We start from the raw sequence: 17,702 nt of genomic DNA on the forward strand, positions 1-17,702 counted from the left end.
AAACTTTATAAAATTACAAGCTGTATTTAAGACCTAAAGTCAAACCTAAACCTGAAATTCCAACGTAAGAACTTAGTTCGTTCATTGGTTTAGTAGAATCATATCCTGTTGGATTATAATCTTTATTATTAGAGCTTCCATCTAAATGATCAACATATTTAGTATGAGTTGCAGAATAAGAAGCTACTCTAAAGTTTGTTGTAGTATTTAATTTATCTACACCATTTTCAGTATATACTTCTGTTTCTTTAGTTTTCCCATGTACAGTAAAGTTACGGTATTCTAATTCTGCGAAAGCAGAAATATGTTTTCCTAACTTATAAGAAGTCCCTAACGAAGCCATAAATCCAAGTGTTGGATTTGGCTTAACTACATCTTTTGAATATGCATCTGTTGAAGCAACCTGATTAGCACCTACAAACGTAGTGTATTGTCTATCTGTTTTAATATCTAATGTACCATGAATCGGAACAATAATTCCAACTTTAGTATAAGGTTCAAATCCATGAGATTCACCTAAAAACATTACAATTGCCGGAGCTAAATCAAAAGCTTTAATTTCTCCTTCTGCGGTAAAACTTACGTATGTAGCTGCCGGACTGTTAGCTGGATTGTATGAAATAAGTCTATTTGTTGTTTGAGACATAGTCTTTTCATTACTAACATAATAGTTTGCTGCCATCTCAACCCCTAAACGTGCAGAAAATCTATAACCTGCTGTAATTCCACTTCTGAAACCTTGTCCAAAAGACCCGGTAACACTTTCTCTGGATACTAATTTATTATTTGCTAAAGTACCTGCATAAACATCTCTGTTTGGCAATTGACCTCCAACAACTGGAAATTCAGTTGAAGCCGTTTGGTTAAAATATGACCCTCCCAATTTAAAATACCAGCTTTCTGGTTTGTCTGCTTTTTCTGTTTGCGCCATTGTGGCCATAGAGCAAACTAATAATCCTAATAAAAATAGGTTCTTTTTCATAATTCTGATTTAATTAATTTATACAAACTTAGATTATTTTAACACAATCTTACAGTTTGCTTCGTTAGACTTGTAGCGAAATCGTTGTAATTTGGAGCAATATTACTAAAAAAGTATTATGCATGCATATTTTTAACTAAAAAAAAACGCATCCTTTTAAATTTTAACTGTTAAAATTTAATTCAACTTGAAATTTACCTGCATTTTCTCTAATTCCTGTAATAGTTCTGTCGAAATTTTAATCTTTAATCGGCGACTTGGCATCGTTAATTTGGTCACGACCTTAATTTCTTCAACTTCATTTACTTCCTGAATTTTAGTTTCTTCCAGCGGGGTATCGTCACTATCGTTTTCTTGTTCAAAAACAGCATCATCAGTTCCTTCAAAATCAGTTGGAGTTTCAACCGCAACCAAACGTTTTATATTTTCTAATTCCATGATTTCAAAAGTCACAGTATTATCTCCTTTATTCTCATTAAATAAATGGCTCAGTTTATGAATAAATTCAGTTTGCAGGTCTTTAATGTTCAGCAATAAAACCAATTTTTTGGCAAAGGCTTCCAGAATATCCTGCAATTGCCTGATCTCAACAAACTGCATTCTCGGATCCGATTTTTTACCGGTATCATGATTTACCCAGCCATCTTTTATTACTATTTTAAGGAAAGCAAAATTATTCTGAATCAGGAAATGGCGAAACTTTAAGTATTCCTCGCCAAAAATCTTAAACTCATAACTTTCATCATATCCTTCTAAATTAAATACAGCCCAGCCTTTTCCATTCTTAGCAACACGATGCTGCACATTATTTATGATTCCGGCAAAATTTAGATTTTTACCTACATATTCATTCATACTTTTTAGCGCTTCCAATCGGGCATTGCAGAAGTATTTCATTTCAAATCTAAAATCGTCCAGCGGATGTCCGGAAATATAAATTCCAACCACTTCTTTTTCCTTGGCCAGTTTTTCCATCGTGCTCCAGTCTTCACATGGAGGAACGACAGGCTCGGCAATCTGAACTTCACTTGATTCCCCGAACAAACTTACCTGCGATGAATTTTCATTTTCCTGAAACTTAGATCCGTAACGAATTGCTTTTTCATAAAAGGTAATTCCGTCACCATCATCATGAAAATATTGGGCTCTTGTTGTTCCTTCAAACGAATCGAAACCACCGGCCAAAGCCAGATTTTCAATCGCTTTTTTATTGGCCGCACGCAAATCGATACGCTTCGCCAAATCAAAAATCGATTTATATTTCCCTTCTTTTCTATTCTCTACAATTGTTGCCACAGCTCCGGACCCGACGCCTTTTATAGCACCCATTCCAAAACGTACCGCATATTCGTCATTTACGGTGAATTTATAAAACGACTCGTTTACATCTGGCCCTAAAACCTGTAATCCCATTCGTTTGCATTCTTCCATAAAAAAGGATACTTGTTTGATATCATTCATATTATTCGAAAGAACCGCAGCCATATATTCTGCCGGATAATGTGCTTTTAAATAAGCCGTCTGATACGCAATCCAGGCATAACAAGTCGAGTGCGATTTGTTAAAGGCGTAACTCGCAAAGGCTTCCCAGTCTTTCCAGATTTTCTCCAGAATTTTTGCATCATGGCCTTTTTTTGCAGCCTGCTCCACAAATTTAGGTTTCATTTTATCCAGAACGTCTTTTTGTTTCTTACCCATCGCCTTACGCAAAACGTCAGCTTCACCTTTTGTAAAGTCAGCCAGCGATTGCGACAAAAGCATTACCTGCTCCTGGTAAACGGTAATTCCGTAGGTTTCTCCCAGATATTCCTCACAGGCATCTAAATCGTATTTGATTTCTTCTTCCCCATTCTTTCTTCTTACGAAAGACGGAATATATTCTAAAGGTCCCGGACGATACAAGGCGTTCATGGCAATTAAATCTCCGAAAACCGTCGGCTTCAGGTCCTTCATGTATTTCTGCATTCCGGGCGACTCGTACTGGAAGATTCCAACTGTTTCTCCTCTTTGGAAAAGCGCATACGTCTCAACATCATCAATCGGAAATGTATCCGGATCCAAATCAATTCCGTTTCTATATTTTACCAGTTTAACGGTATCTTTTATTAAGGTAAGGGTCTTCAGACCCAGGAAGTCCATTTTTAGTAATCCAGCACTTTCTGCAACCGAGTTATCAAACTGCGTTACATATAAATCAGAATCTTTTGCGGTGGTAACGGGAACGAAATTTGTAATATCCGATGGCGTAATAATTACACCACAGGCGTGAATTCCGGTATTTCGCATCGATCCCTCCAGAATTTTTGCCTGTTGAATGGTTTCTCCTGCCAAATCATCTTCATTGGCAATGGCGATTAATTCTTTTACATTATCAAACTCATCCGAACGAAGGGCTTTTTTAACCTCATCTTCGTTTTCAGAAATAAAACGTGCCAGATTCCATTTTGAAGGCATCATCGCCGGAATCAGTTTTGCAATTCTATCGGCTTCAAACAATGGTAAATCCAGTACACGAGCCGTATCACGAATCGCTGACTTGGTGGCCATTTTACCATAGGTAATAATTTGCGCCACCTGATTTTTACCGTATTTATTGATTACATAATCCATAACGCGTCCACGGCCTTCATCATCAAAATCGATATCAATATCGGGCATGGACACACGATCCGGATTCAGGAAACGCTCAAAAAGCAAATCGTACTTAATCGGGTCAATATTCGTAATTCCTAAACAATAGGCTACGGCAGATCCCGCTGCAGATCCACGTCCCGGCCCTACCGAAACGTCCATATTTCGGGCTTCGGCAATGAAATCCTGTACAATCAAAAAGTAACCCGGATATCCGGAATTCGAAATGGTCAGTAACTCAAAATCCAAACGTTCCTGAATAGATTCCGTAATTTCTCCATATCGTTTTTTTGCACCTACCATAGTAAGGTGTCGAAGGTATTTATTCTCTCCTCTTACACCGCCATCCGCTTCATCTTCAGGAACAACAAATTCCTCCGGAATATCAAATTTCGGAAGCAATACATCGCGATAAAGCGAGTAAATCTCCACCTTATCGACAATTTCCTGAATATTGATAATCGCATCCGGCAAATCGGCAAAGAGCTTTTTCATCTCTTCCTGCGACTTAAAATAATATTCCTGATTGGGTAATCCGTAACGATAGCCACGACCACGGCCAATTGGTGTCGCCTGTTTTTCTCCGTCTTTTACACACAATAAAATGTCGTGTGCATTGGCATCTTCTTTATTTAAATAATAGGTATTGTTTGTGGCAATTAACTTGACATTGTGCTTCTGAGAAAATTCAATCAGGGTTTTATTGACACGATTCTCATCTTCCTGATTGTGGCGCATGACTTCAAGATAAAAGTCATCGCCAAATTGCTCTTTCCACCAAATTAAGGCTTCTTCGGCCTGATTTTCACCGACGTTCAGGATTTTACTCTGGATTTCTCCGTATAAATTCCCGGACAAAACCATGATATCCTCTTTATATTTTTCTACGATCGCGCGGTCAATTCTCGGAACATAATAAAATCCGTCCGTAAACGCAATCGACGACATTTTGGCCAGATTATGATAACCGTTTTTGTTTTTAGCAAGCAATACAACCTGATTACCGTTGTCTTTTTTACTTTTATCCAAATGGTTGTCGCAAACATTAAATTCACAACCCACGATTGGTTTCATCTCCGTTTCTGTTGGCTCTTCTCCAGCTTCAGCCAAAGCTTTATTTTTCGCAGAAGCTGCTTTGTTGTGATTCATAACAGCGCTCACAAAGTGAAAAGCCCCCATCATGTTTCCTGTATCGGTCATTGCCACGGCCGGCATTCCGTTTTTGGCTGTAGCCGAAACAATATTGGCAATTCCTATAGTAGATTGTAAAACCGAAAACTGGGTGTGATTGTGTAAATGCGCATATTTTGCCGCTTTAAAATCTGCTCTGTCAGAATCTGAAACTACCGTTTGTTTATCATCTGATTCTAAAGCTCTTAATTGCTCCCTGATTTTATCAGATGCTGCTTTTAAGTTGATGTGTTTCAGACCAATTAACGGAAATTCTTGTGGGTTTCTATTTTGGAATTCCTTAAAATAATCCTTCGGAACATCCAGTTCTTCTTTGGTAAAAACCTCTCTTCTTATTAATTCCAGGAAACAACGCGTAGTTGCCTCAACGTCGGCAGTTGCGTTGTGTGCTTCTGCAAACGGTTTATTAAAAAGATAACTATGTAATTCTGTCAGGGTTGGTAACTTAAACCTTCCTCCACGACCTCCGGGAAGCTGCAGTAAAGAAGCAGTAACCTCTGTACAAGTATCCAGAACCGGCATTGAAGCCATTGGAGAATCAACTCCCAATCTATGGAATTCGGCTCCCATAATGTTAACGTCGAAACCTAAATTCTGTCCGACAATAAATTTGGTTTTGCCTAAAACAATATTGAATTTCTCCAAAACTTCGGCCAGCGTAATTCCATCGGCTTCTGCAAGCTCAGTCGAGATTCCGTGAATACGTTCTGCATCATATGGAATGTTGAATCCGTCCGGTTTTACCAAATAATCCTGATGTTCGATCAATTGCCCCATTTCGTCATGCAGCTGCCATGCGATCTGTATACAGCGAGGCCAGTTATCAGAATCGGTTATGGGAGCATCCCAGCGTTTTGGTAATCCGGTTGTTTCGGTATCGAATATTAAATACATAAGTTTAAATAGCAAAAATTAAATTCCAATCTTCCCCATATAAATATCTGATTATATGGATTATAAAAAATTGCCTTATAGAAAATGGAGGGAGTTCAAATTTACACTTTTTTTGGAGAAATAACGAGGCGAAAGTTGTTAACAAAAGTAGCTTCGGAAATTTATTGATTAATTAAAAAAAACTCTTAGTACAATAAAAAATTACAACTTCAAATTATTAAATTATATTTGGCAACTATAAGAAAACTTTGCATGTTAAAAAAACTACTTTTTTTATTCTCCTTCTTTTTTTCACACTTTCTTTTTTCTCAGTGCCCATCAGGGAATATTGCGTTCATTCAGCAGTCAGATGTTAACAATTTTGTTTCTTCATATCCCAATTGCGAAGTTATCTCAGGAAATTTATACATTTCCGGAGATGTCAGCGACATTTCAAAACTCACTTCAATTAAAAGTATTGAAGGTGATTTAATGGTTAATTCTTATAAGATTACTGACGTTTCTAATTTTTTAGATTTAGAATTTGTTGGTGGGAATTTAATAATTACAAACACATTAATTAAAAACTTAATTGGATTCAGTAAAATAAAATCAATAAACGGGAGTTTGAATATTTATCAAAATAGCCGAAATCCATTAGAAACAATTAACGCTTTTGAAAATTTGGAAATTATCAAAGGAGACTTTCAAATCTACGAGCCGAGCTTACAAACGATTACCGGTTTTGATAAACTAATTGAAATTACCAGCAACTTAATATTAAGCGATAACTCACGCTTAACTCAGGTTCCCAGTTTTAATTCATTAAAAATAATCGGTGGAGATCTTTCAATAACAAATACCTACGCATCCGTTTTGGAGAATATTAATAGCTTTAATACTTTAGAAACAATTGGTAACGATTTTAAAATTGCTTCTCCTTCCTTAGTCTCTATTGATGGATTTAAAAATTTAAAGAAAATCAACAGATTTTTTCAAATATCACCTTCCGGTTTTAGATCTCCAATATTAAAAACAATTCCAGACTTTGAGAACTTAGAAATTATAGGTGGAGGATTTGAAATTACAGAAACAGAAATAATTAAACTACCTGGTTTTAACAAATTAAAATCGATTGGCGGATGGTTCATGATAAGACATAACAGCAGTCTGGAGTCAATTGAAGGCATGAATAATCTTAAATCAATAGCCGGAGTTATAGATATTGGAATTAATGAAAAACTAGAAAACATTAAAGGATTAAAAAATTTAGCCGAATCTGGAGCTCTTCTTATTGGAGGCAATCCGTCTTTAAAAACACTGGAAGGACTTCAATCTTTAATAAGGGTAGGAGAGTACTATTCATCAAATGATGTATCAATCAAAATCAATTATAATCTATCCCTTACCGATTGTTCTGCTATTTGTAATTTATTATCCTCACCTCTCAAAAATGGCCTCACAGAAATTATGGGAAATCCATCAAAATGTAGCAATAAAAGTGAAGTAGAACAAGAATGCATTCCAGATTTTGACAGAGATGGTATTCTTGACGATGTTGATCTTGACGATGATAATGATGGTATTCTGGATATCGTAGAAAATAATGGAATCCAAAACAGAGATAGTGATGGAGACGGATTTTCAGACTTACGAGATTTAGATAGCGATAACGATGGCTGTTTCGATGTCATTGAAGCTGGTTTTGAAGATAATGATGGAGATGGTTTTTTAGGAAATTTACCATACAGCGTTGATGCAAACGGACTTGTTACATCCGTTGTAAACGGCTATACTACTCCTTTAGACGACAATAACGATGGTGTTTTTGATTTTCAAATTACTAATATACTAAGTGCCGGTAAAAATGGGCTTTTACATATTTGCACTAGTGAAAGTCCTGTAGATTTATTTAATTATTTAACTGAAACTCCAAACAGAGGAGGAATATGGAATCCTGTTTTACCCACGGGAAACGGAATTTTTAATCCCGCAACAGATGCGCCTGGAGTTTATACCTATATCGTTACTAATGGCAGATGCGGCACTAAAAGCTCTCAAGTAGAGGTTTTTACCGGATTGTTACCGAATACCGGAGAAGACAACCATTTGTCTATTTGTATCAATAGCGGGGCTGTAGACCTCTTTACTGTTTTAAAAGGAAGACCTGATGCCGGAGGAATATGGACTCCTACATTATCAAGCGGGACTGGTGTTTTTGATCCTAAAAAAGATTCTGCCGGCGTTTACAAATACACTTTAACTAATCAATCTTGCCCAAGTGACACTTCCGAAATAACAGTGAATATTGAAAAATTACCAAATGCAGGTAAAAACAATCAATTATCTGTTTGTGTGAATAATAGCCCTATAGATTTATTTACAATCTTAAAAGGTTTACCAGATAGTGGAGGCACATGGAATCCTGTCTTATCTAGTGGAACAGGTGTTTTTGATCCTAAAAAAGATATACCGGGAATATATGTTTATACGGTTTCAAATGAGAAATGCAGCAATGTTAGTGCAGAAATAGAAATAAATATCACTCCGTATCTTAGCGCAGGAGAAAATGGAACTTTAGCTATTTGTAAAGATAGTCAGCCAATAGACTTATTTAATAGCTTAAAAGGTTCTCCAAATAATAGCGGAACCTGGAGTCCGACTTTATCAAGCGGAAATGGAATATTTGACCCAAATAAAGATGCCGAGGGAATTTACAAATACACAATAACAAATGGAATATGCGAAAACAGCATTGCTGAAGTTAATGTAAATATTTTTAAAATACAAAATGCCGGCGAAAACAGCAGTGTTTCTATTTGCATTAACAGCAATTCTATAGATTTATTTGACAAATTAAAAGGAAATCCGGACCGCGGTGGTTTTTGGATTCCAAATTTATCAGGCGTAGATGGATTATTTAATCCATTACAGGACAAAGCCGGAACGTATGTCTACAAAATAGACAATGGAAATTGCGGTACAGATTCTGCTGAAATAACAGTTACAATCAAAACAGTTTCTAATATTTCAAATTATCAGATTAAAACAAATAATTTTAATGATAACAGTAGTCTTGAAATTATAATAAATACAGGCCTGCAATATGAATACTCATTGGACGGTTCTTCATATCAAAAAGAAAACATATTCAACAATCTATCGGGTGGAGATTACACTGTTTTTGTTAGAGAATTAAATGGCTGCGGATTTCTTGAAGAAAAAATATCCTTGCTCAATTATCCTAAATTTTTCACTCCAAATGGAGATAGTTATAATGATACATGGCAATTACTTGGTTCAACTGAGAAAGACTATTCGATATTTATTTTTAACAGATATGGTAAACTTTTAAAGGAACTAACTAAAAATCATCCTTCATGGGATGGGATGTATAACAGTATTCCTCAACTATCTGATGATTATTGGTTTCAAATAAAATTTAGCGACGGACAAATTCAAAAAGGTCATTTTTCTTTAAAAAGATAAAAATTTCAAATTCTGTCAGTAGAATTTTGAAATTAACTTCATTCAACTCTAAAAACACATTTAAAAATCATAAATTTTCATAAAAATATACTTCTTGGATGTCGTAGTATTTTGGTAAATTTCAGAATAATAAAAATCTTTAAAGATTGTTGTTTTAAGCCTTCAAAACCCTACAGGCAACAGATTCAAAAAACAAATCAAAACTGATAATCATTACTACTTTTGGCAAATTTGTTGCATTTTTTCAACCAAAACATGCTGTTTAGTAGTGATTTTAAGATAATTTTGCAAACTATCAAAACAAAAAACAACAAGAAATATTTTAAGCAGAAAAAGAAAAATAAATTCAATTTTCTATTCCTTTTTCGATAAAATCCAAGCGCATAAATGCCAATTACAATTTGTATTCCAGTTTGGGTATCGTATATAATGAAATATTGAAATTGACGCCCTTGTATCTTTTTTTACTTTTGTTTTTCTATTATAATGAGCAGGAAATTGCTGTGGTTAGAAATTACAATTAAAAAAAATAAAAAATGAGTAAGACATTATTTGACAAAGTATGGGATTCACATGTAGTGCGTAAAATTGAAGATGGACCGGATGTATTTTTTATTGACCGTCATTTCATTCATGAAGTTACAAGTCCCGTTGCTTTTTTAGGATTAAAAGCCAGAGACGTAAAGGTTTTATACCCGGAACGTACTTTTGCAACTGCCGATCACAATACACCAACCATAAACCAACATTTACCAGTGGAGGATGCTTTATCTGCCAATCAGCTTAAAGCCCTTGAAGATAATGCTGCCGAATACGGAATTTCGCACTGGGGATTAGGTCACATTAAAAATGGAATTGTGCACGTAGTGGGTCCTGAAAACGGAATTACTTTGCCGGGTGCCACTATTGTTTGTGGGGATTCCCACACGTCTACTCACGGTGCCTTTGGAGCAATTGCTTTTGGTATCGGAACTTCTGAGGTGGAGATGGTACTTTCTACGCAGTGTATCATGCAGCCAAAACCAAAGAAAATGCGTATCAACGTAAATGGCGAACTGAGCAAAGGTGTTGGTCCAAAAGACGTCGCACTTTATATTATTGCGCAATTGACTACTTCCGGAGGTACAGGATATTTTGTTGAATACGCCGGAGATGTTTTTGAAAATATGACTATGGAAGGCCGTATGACGGTTTGTAACCTAAGTATCGAAATGGGTGCCCGCGGCGGAATGATCGCTCCGGACCAGACTACTTTTGATTTCCTTGAAGGAAGATTATACGCTCCAAAAGGTGAAGCATGGACCAAAGCAGTTGAATACTGGAAAACTTTAAAAACGGATGATGATGCTGTTTTTGATGCCGAACTAAACATCAAAGCTTCAGACATTGAACCAATGATTACTTATGGTACCAACCCTGGAATGGGAATTGGTATCTCTAAACATATTCCGAACGCCAATCAGGTTGAAGGCGGTGAGGAAACCTATAAAAAATCTTTAGCCTACATGGGTTTCGAAGAAGACGATGTCATGATTGGAAAACCAATTGATTATGTTTTCTTAGGAAGCTGTACAAACGGACGTATTGAAGATTTCAGAGCTTTTACAGAAATTGTTAAAGGAAGAAAAAAAGCAGATAATGTTACCGCCTGGTTAGTTCCCGGTTCTCATGTTGTTGAAACTCAGATTAAAGAAGAAGGTTTATTGGATATTTTAACTGAAGCCGGTTTTGTATTACGTCAGCCTGGGTGCTCAGCATGTTTAGCCATGAACGATGATAAAGTTCCTGCCGGAAAATATGCGGTAAGTACTTCAAACCGAAACTTTGAAGGTCGCCAGGGTCCTGGCTCAAGAACATTATTAGCAAGCCCAATTATGGCTGCCGCTGCCGCTGTTACAGGTAAACTTACAGACCCAAGAGACTTATTTTAATTCTCGCTATACGCTTTAAGCATTAGGCTTTAAGCTGAAAAATCAATACAAAAACATTGCTGTAGAGAAAAGCCTAAAGCTTACAGCCTACAGCCTAAAGCAAAAAAAAATGGCATACGATAAATTTAATATACTTACCAGCAGTGCAGTGCCGCTGCCAATTGAAAACGTAGATACAGATCAAATTATTCCGGCTCGTTTCCTGAAAGCTACAAAACGGGAAGGTTTTGGAGACAATCTTTTTAGGGACTGGAGATATAACGGTGATGACTCTCCAAAAGCTGATTTCGTTTTGAACGACTCCACTTATAGCGGAAAAATTCTTGTTGGAGGAAAAAACTTTGGCTCAGGGTCTTCCAGAGAGCATGCTGCCTGGGCAGTTTATGATTATGGATTTCGCGCTGTTGTTTCAAGTTTCTTTGCAGATATCTTTAAAGGAAACTGTTTGAATATTGGCGTTTTACCGGTTCAGGTTAGCCCTGAATTTGCCGATACCATTTTCAAAGCTATCGAAGCTGATCCTAATACCCAATTAGAAATTAACTTGCCCAATCAAACCATTACTTTATTAGCGACAGGTCAACAAGAGTCTTTTGCTATTAACGGATACAAAAAGAATAATATGGTTAATGGCTTTGATGACATTGATTATTTACAAAATATTAAAGAAGACATTGTGGCTTTCGCCGATAAACTTCCGTACTAAAAAAATCTTGTTCACTCTATTTAGACCCGACAGATTCCAAAAACCTGTCGGGTCTTTCTAAATTAAAGAAGAGAAAAACACAAAACTACTATAATTTCATTTTTAGAAATATAGAATATCAATATGGAAAAAAGAAAAATTGAAATAATGGATACAACGCTTCGTGATGGTGAACAAACCTCCGGAGTATCTTTTTCTGCTGCAGAAAAACTGACCATTGCACAATTATTGTTGGAAGAATTAAATATTGATAGAATCGAAATTGCTTCTGCACGTGTGAGCGAAGGTGAATTTCAGGGCGTAAAAGGCATCATGACCTGGGCTGAAGAGAAAGGATACACCAACCGAATCGAAGTGCTTACCTTTGTAGATGGGGGTTTATCTATTGAATGGATGAAAAAATCAGGTGCAAAAGTTCAGAATTTATTAACCAAAGGCTCTTTAAATCACCTCACCCATCAGTTAAAAAAAATACCGGAGCAGCATTTTTCCGAAATTGCACAGGCGATCGCTTTAGCGAAAGAAAACAATATAGAAACCAATGTGTATCTCGAAGACTGGAGCAACGGAATGCGTAATTCTCCTGAATATGTTTTTCAATATTTAGATTTTTTAACGCAGCAGCCCGTAAAAAGAATTTTACTTCCGGATACGCTGGGCGTATTGATTCCGTCGCAGGCTTTTGAATTTATCTCCAAAATTACAGCGAGATATCCAAAAATCCATTTTGATTTTCATGCCCACAATGATTACGATTTAAGTGTTGCTAATGTTATGGAAGCTGTAAAAGCCGGCATTAACGGTTTACACGTGACCGTAAACGGAATGGGAGAACGCGCCGGTAATGCTCCTCTGGAAAGTACCGTGGCCGTAATAAACGATTACATGCCAGAAGTGAGTATCAATATAAAAGAAACCTCCTTGTATTCAGTGAGCAAACTGGTCGAGACTTTTACCGGGTACCGAATTCCTGCCAATAAACCCATTGTAGGCGATAATGTTTTTACACAAACTGCCGGAATTCATGCCGATGGCGACAATAAAAACAACTTATATTTTAATGATTTACTTCCGGAACGTTTTGGAAGAAAAAGAAAATACGCGCTCGGAAAGACATCAGGAAAAGCTAATATTGAGAAAAATCTTCAGGAGCTGGGCTTAAAACTAAATCAGGAAGACTTAAAATTAGTAACACAAAGAATCATCGAACTGGGCGACAAAAAAGAAACGGTCACCAAAGAAGATCTTCCCTATATCATTTCCGATGTGTTGGACAGTCATACCTATCAGGATAAAATTACGATTGAGTCCTATATATTAGTACACTCAAAAGGAATGCGCCCGTCAACCACCTTGCTATTAAAAATTGATGACGAAGTTATCGAAGAAAATGCTCAGGGCGACGGTCAGTTTGATGCTTTCATGAATGCGCTGTCTAAAATCTACAAACAAAAGAAATTAACATTACCAAAACTGATCGATTACGCCGTTCGAATTCCGCCCGGAAGCAGTTCCGACGCCCTATGCGAAACGATCATTACCTGGGTAAACAACGGAAAAGAATTTAAAACCAGAGGATTAGACTCAGACCAGACGGTTGCAGCCATTATTGCAACCCAAAAAATGCTGAATGTGATTACCGATTAAAGGCACAAAGGTTTTTTAATCTTTAGTGCTTTTAAACTTTGAGCCTTTGAACCTTTGCCACTTTGAACCTTAAAACAATAAATACTAAAAATAATGAAATTTAACATAGCCCTTTTAGCAGGAGACGGAATTGGTCCTGAGGTAATAAATGAAGCTGTAAAAGTATCTGATGCTATTGCGAAAAAATTCAATCACGAAATAACCTGGACACCAGCTCTTACCGGAGCTTGTGCTATTGATGCCGTTGGGGTTCCTTACCCGGATGAAACACATGAAATTTGTATGGCTGCCGATGCCGTTTTGTTTGGAGCAATCGGTCACCCCAAATATGATAACGATCCAAGCGCACCAGTTCGTCCGGAACAAGGTTTATTGTTGATGCGTAAAAAATTAGGTTTGTTCGCAAATGTTCGTCCAACTTTTACTTTTCCCTCTTTAATTGATAATTCTCCTTTAAAAAGAGAAAGAATCGAAGGAACGGATTTGGTTTTCTTAAGAGAATTAACAGGCGGAATCTACTTTGGAGAAAAAGGAAGAAGAGACGGCGGAGAAACTGCTTTCGACAATTGCGTTTACACCAGAGCCGAAGTACAGCGTTTGGCTAAAAAAGGTTTCGAATTGGCGATGACACGCAGCAAAAAATTATGTTGTGTTGACAAAGCAAACGTTTTGGAAACTTCCCGTTTATGGAGAGAAACCGTTCAGGCAATGGAAAAAGAGTATCCGGAAGTTACGGTTTCCTATGAATTTGTAGATGCAGTGGCAATGCGTTTGGTTCAATGGCCAAATTCATATGATGTATTGATTACAGAAAACTTGTTTGGAGATATATTAACAGATGAAGCTTCGGTAATTTCAGGCTCAATGGGATTAATGCCTTCTGCTTCTGTTGGAGAACATACTTCTTTGTATGAACCTATCCACGGATCTTACCCACAGGCAACTGGATTAAATATTGCTAATCCGTTGGCGACTATTTTATCTGCAGCCATGATGTTCGAAGATGCTTTTGGATTAAAAGAAGAAGCTGAAGCCATCAGAACGGTTGTAAATAAATCTTTGGAACAAGGTTTTGTTACGGAAGACTTAGCAGCTAAAGGTGCAAAAACATACAAAACCAGCGAAGTTGGAGATTGGCTTGTAGCGAACTTATAGGTAATTTTTGTTTCAGGTTTCAAGTTTCAAGTCGAAAACCTGAAACTTGAAACCTGAAACAAAAACTATTAAACATAAAAAAAGGGATCAATTTACATTGATCCCTTTTATATATTTTAGAAAAAAATATTAATATCCTCCTCTGTTACCACCACGGTCATTTCCACCACGGCTGTTTCCTCCACCATAACCTCCGCGTGAATCTCCACCGCGACTGTTATTGTTGAAGCTTCTTCTTTCGCCTTCTGGTTTCGGTTCAGATTTATTAACCACAATTGCACGACCTTGAACAGTAGCTCCGTTCAATTCATCAATTGCTTTTTGAGCTTCAGCATCGTTTGGCATCTCAACAAAACCAAAACCTTTGCTTCTTCCTGTAAATTTATCAGTAATGATCTTAACTGAATCTACTGCTCCATAAGCCTCGAAAGACTCTCTTAAATCTGCTTCCTCAATACTGAATGGAAGACTTCCAACAAAAATGTTCATATGTACTTATTTATAATAATGTAGCAAATGTAATCTTATTTTTCTCTAATCTACTATATATTAGTTTATTTATGTTTTTATTTTGATTTTGACACCGTTATTTTAGAAAAATTAAATAATTAAAATTTAATTAATTTTCGAAACTGCTGCTGGGAGTGACCGGAACCTTGTAAAAAACTCCTTCAGTAAAACTTACATTCGTTTTTTCATTTTCGGCTGCATTTGAATTTACTGCCTTAAATTTAAATGTTCCTGAAATGGTTTTATTTTCAATATTATATTCTGTAATTGTTATTTGACCTTCTCCAATATTTGGTCCGGTACTAAACAAAAAAACATCTGAGCCAATCTCATAATAGTAAGATGCCCTTGTTACATTATCAACTCCAAGGAAATAGGTCTTTTCCTCTGAAGATGCTAAATTAAGCAGTACCTGTTCAGAGCCCATCGTTCCTTTAAGTGTTACTTTATCATCCAGGGCAATTTGAGCCTCAGAAATTTGAGCGAGCCAAAAAACATTGTCTTTTAAACCTTGAAACGCCGGATTATTGAATTTCACCTCTTCTGTACAAGAGGAAAGCGAAAAAATTAATGAAAGAAAACAGAAATATTTTTTCATGTAAAATAAATTTAGCGCAAAAGTATTTCATTTAAGAGAAATAATTAAAAAACAAGTCCAAAAAACAATAAAAATTAGGAATAATTTACCATTGGGACATTTAATATAATTTCGAACGTAGAATTAAGAAAAAAATTATATCTTTGCGCCCTTAATTAACAGAGGTCGAGTACCTCAAAATTTAATCATAAGATTATGTCAGTAAAAATTAGATTACAAAGACACGGTAAAAAACAAAAACCTTTTTACTGGGTTGTAGCTGCAGATGCACGCTCAAAAAGAGATGGTAAATACTTAGAGAAAATCGGTACTTACAATCCAAACACAAACCCTGCAACTATCGAACTAAACATTGATAGTGCCGTAAAATGGTTGCACAATGGTGCACAACCTACTGATACTGCAAGAGCAATTCTTTCTTACAAAGGTGCTTTATTGAAACACCACCTTGATGGAGGTATTCGTAAAGGTGCTTTAACTCAAGAGCAAGCTGATGCTAAATTATCTGCCTGGTTAGATGCTAAAGCTGGAAAAGTTGATGCTAAAAAAGAAGGTTTAACAAAAGCGCAAGCTGATGCCAGAGCTAAAGCTTTTAAAGCAGAACAAGAAGTTAACGCTAAACGTTTAGCTGCTGCAGCTCAGGCTGAAGCTGATGCTATTGCTGCTGCAAATCCTGCAGTTGAAGAAGAAGAAGTTGCTGAAGTTGAAGCATCAACTGAAGAAACTGAAGCTCCTGCTGCTGAAGAAAATAACGAAACAACTGAAGCATAATTTTAGTTAGCGATAATGCGTAAAGAAGATTGTTTTTATTTAGGTAAAATCGCTAAAAAATTTAGTTTCAAAGGAGAAGTTCTGGCTTATTTAGACACGGACGAACCTGAGTTATACGAAAATCTGGAATCAGTGTTTGTTGAATGCAACAAACATCTGGTTCCTTTTTTTATTGAAAAAAGTTCATTGCATAAAAACGATTTTCTTAGAATTCGTTTTGAAGATATGAACACCGAAGAAGATGCAGATGCCATTATGGGAAATGCTATTTATCTTCCTTTAAATATGTTACCTAAACTTTCTGGTAACAAATTTTATTTTCACGAGGTAATCGGTTTTGAAATCGAAGACCAGCGTTTAGGAGTATTTGGAAAAATTGCTGCTGTAAACGATACTACTGCACAGCCTCTTTTTGAAGTTTTAAACGGTGAAGTTGAAATGCTGATTCCGATGATTGATCATTTTTTAGTGAAAATCGATCGTGAGAATAAAAAAGTGATCATGAACCTTCCGGAAGGATTGGTTGAGATGTACTTGTAGTTTTAAATTCCAAATTCTTTAAATTCCAAATTACAACCTAAAGGTTAAATTACAACCCGAAGCCTTGGAATGATATTTCAAATTCCAAACTTAAAAGGTTGATTCTTATTTTGCAATAAATCTATTTTTGAAAGAAAAAACTTTCTTTTATTGATGCTTTTTTTATAATTTTACATTCCAACGTTGGAATTTGGAATTTAATTCATGAACAAACCTTACGATTTAGAAGAAAGAACTTTTCTGTTTGCAAAGGAATGTAGACTTTACATTCGAACCCTACCAAAAACGATATCAAATATTGAAGATGGTAAACAATTAATAAGATCATCTGGTTCGGTAGGAGCTAATTATATTGAAGCTAACGAAAAATTGGGAAATAAGGATTTATTATTTAGATTAAAAATTTCCCGAAAGGAAGCTAAGGAATCTAAATTTTGGCTACGCTTATTAAATGAATTAAATCCTGATCAAAAAATAATTTCTGATTCTTTATTATTCGAAGTAGAAGAATTACGAAAAATTCTATCGGCAATAATCACCAAAACATCAAAATAATTAATTAGGATTTTAATCTTATTTTTGCAGTACAAATCATCAGGAATTTACTTTTACCAATTTGAATTTGGAATTTCATTTTGGAATTTATAGTCTTCTCTTGGAATTTGGAATTTTTAAAAA

Annotated in this window: 12 protein-coding genes; 8 read left to right on the top strand and 4 right to left on the bottom strand. The window is 35.9% G+C overall.

The window, feature by feature from the left end:
• Positions 1–13 precede the first annotated feature (13 nt).
• The gene (locus EV142_RS02225; protein ID WP_132032281.1) at positions 14–982 is read right to left on the bottom strand and encodes an outer membrane beta-barrel protein; all 969 of its coding nucleotides are present in this window, start codon (positions 980–982) and stop codon (positions 14–16) included.
• A 177-nt stretch (positions 983–1,159) separates the two neighbouring features.
• Positions 1,160–5,698 (bottom strand): DNA polymerase III subunit alpha, encoded by a 4,539-nt coding sequence (dnaE, locus tag EV142_RS02230; protein ID WP_132032283.1) that lies wholly within the window; start codon positions 5,696–5,698, stop codon positions 1,160–1,162.
• Positions 5,699–5,950: 252 nt separating this feature from the next.
• Between dnaE and EV142_RS02235 the strand changes: the two genes are divergently transcribed.
• The 5 genes from EV142_RS02235 (at position 5,951) to leuB (ending at position 14,605) form a co-directional block, all read left to right on the top strand.
• Positions 5,951–9,166 (top strand): T9SS type B sorting domain-containing protein, encoded by a 3,216-nt coding sequence (locus EV142_RS02235; RefSeq protein WP_132032285.1) that lies wholly within the window; start codon positions 5,951–5,953, stop codon positions 9,164–9,166.
• Between the two features lie 536 nt (positions 9,167–9,702).
• Complete coding sequence (leuC, locus tag EV142_RS02240; RefSeq protein ID WP_132032287.1) at positions 9,703–11,097, top strand: 3-isopropylmalate dehydratase large subunit; 1,395 nt, start codon at positions 9,703–9,705, stop codon at positions 11,095–11,097.
• A 109-nt stretch (positions 11,098–11,206) separates the two neighbouring features.
• Positions 11,207–11,803 carry a 3-isopropylmalate dehydratase small subunit gene (leuD, locus tag EV142_RS02245; RefSeq protein WP_132032289.1) on the top strand — a complete coding sequence of 199 codons (597 nt, stop codon included), beginning with the start codon at positions 11,207–11,209 and terminating at the stop codon, positions 11,801–11,803.
• 123 nt (positions 11,804–11,926) lie between these two features.
• On the top strand, positions 11,927–13,450 hold the full coding sequence (locus tag EV142_RS02250; RefSeq protein ID WP_132032291.1) for an alpha-isopropylmalate synthase regulatory domain-containing protein: 1,524 nt from the start codon (positions 11,927–11,929) through the stop codon (positions 13,448–13,450).
• Between the two features lie 93 nt (positions 13,451–13,543).
• Positions 13,544–14,605 (top strand): 3-isopropylmalate dehydrogenase, encoded by a 1,062-nt coding sequence (gene leuB / locus EV142_RS02255; RefSeq protein WP_132032293.1) that lies wholly within the window; start codon positions 13,544–13,546, stop codon positions 14,603–14,605.
• Positions 14,606–14,734: 129 nt separating this feature from the next.
• Here the strand turns inward: leuB and EV142_RS02260 are convergent, their stop codons facing one another.
• Both EV142_RS02260 and EV142_RS02265 read right to left on the bottom strand, forming a co-directional pair.
• Positions 14,735–15,094 (bottom strand): RNA recognition motif domain-containing protein, encoded by a 360-nt coding sequence (locus tag EV142_RS02260; RefSeq protein WP_026982652.1) that lies wholly within the window; start codon positions 15,092–15,094, stop codon positions 14,735–14,737.
• 130 nt (positions 15,095–15,224) lie between these two features.
• Entirely contained in the window at positions 15,225–15,713 is a 489-nt protein-coding gene (locus tag EV142_RS02265) for a DUF6252 family protein (protein ID WP_132032295.1), read from the bottom strand.
• 195 nt (positions 15,714–15,908) lie between these two features.
• On the opposite strand from EV142_RS02265, the gene EV142_RS02270 reads away from it, so the two are divergent.
• The 3 genes from EV142_RS02270 to EV142_RS02280 all read left to right on the top strand — a co-directional run bounded on the left by EV142_RS02270 (position 15,909) and on the right by EV142_RS02280 (position 17,579).
• Complete coding sequence (locus EV142_RS02270) at positions 15,909–16,484, top strand: 30S ribosomal protein S16 (RefSeq protein WP_132032297.1); 576 nt, start codon at positions 15,909–15,911, stop codon at positions 16,482–16,484.
• Between the two features lie 15 nt (positions 16,485–16,499).
• On the top strand, positions 16,500–17,024 hold the full coding sequence (rimM, locus tag EV142_RS02275) for a ribosome maturation factor RimM (RefSeq protein ID WP_089477692.1): 525 nt from the start codon (positions 16,500–16,502) through the stop codon (positions 17,022–17,024).
• A gap of 204 nt (positions 17,025–17,228) precedes the next feature.
• Entirely contained in the window at positions 17,229–17,579 is a 351-nt protein-coding gene (locus EV142_RS02280) for a four helix bundle protein (protein ID WP_132032299.1), read from the top strand.
• Positions 17,580–17,702 lie beyond the last annotated feature (123 nt).

The organism is Flavobacterium circumlabens, from assembly GCF_004345565.1.
GTDB classification, from domain to species: domain Bacteria; phylum Bacteroidota; class Bacteroidia; order Flavobacteriales; family Flavobacteriaceae; genus Flavobacterium; species Flavobacterium circumlabens.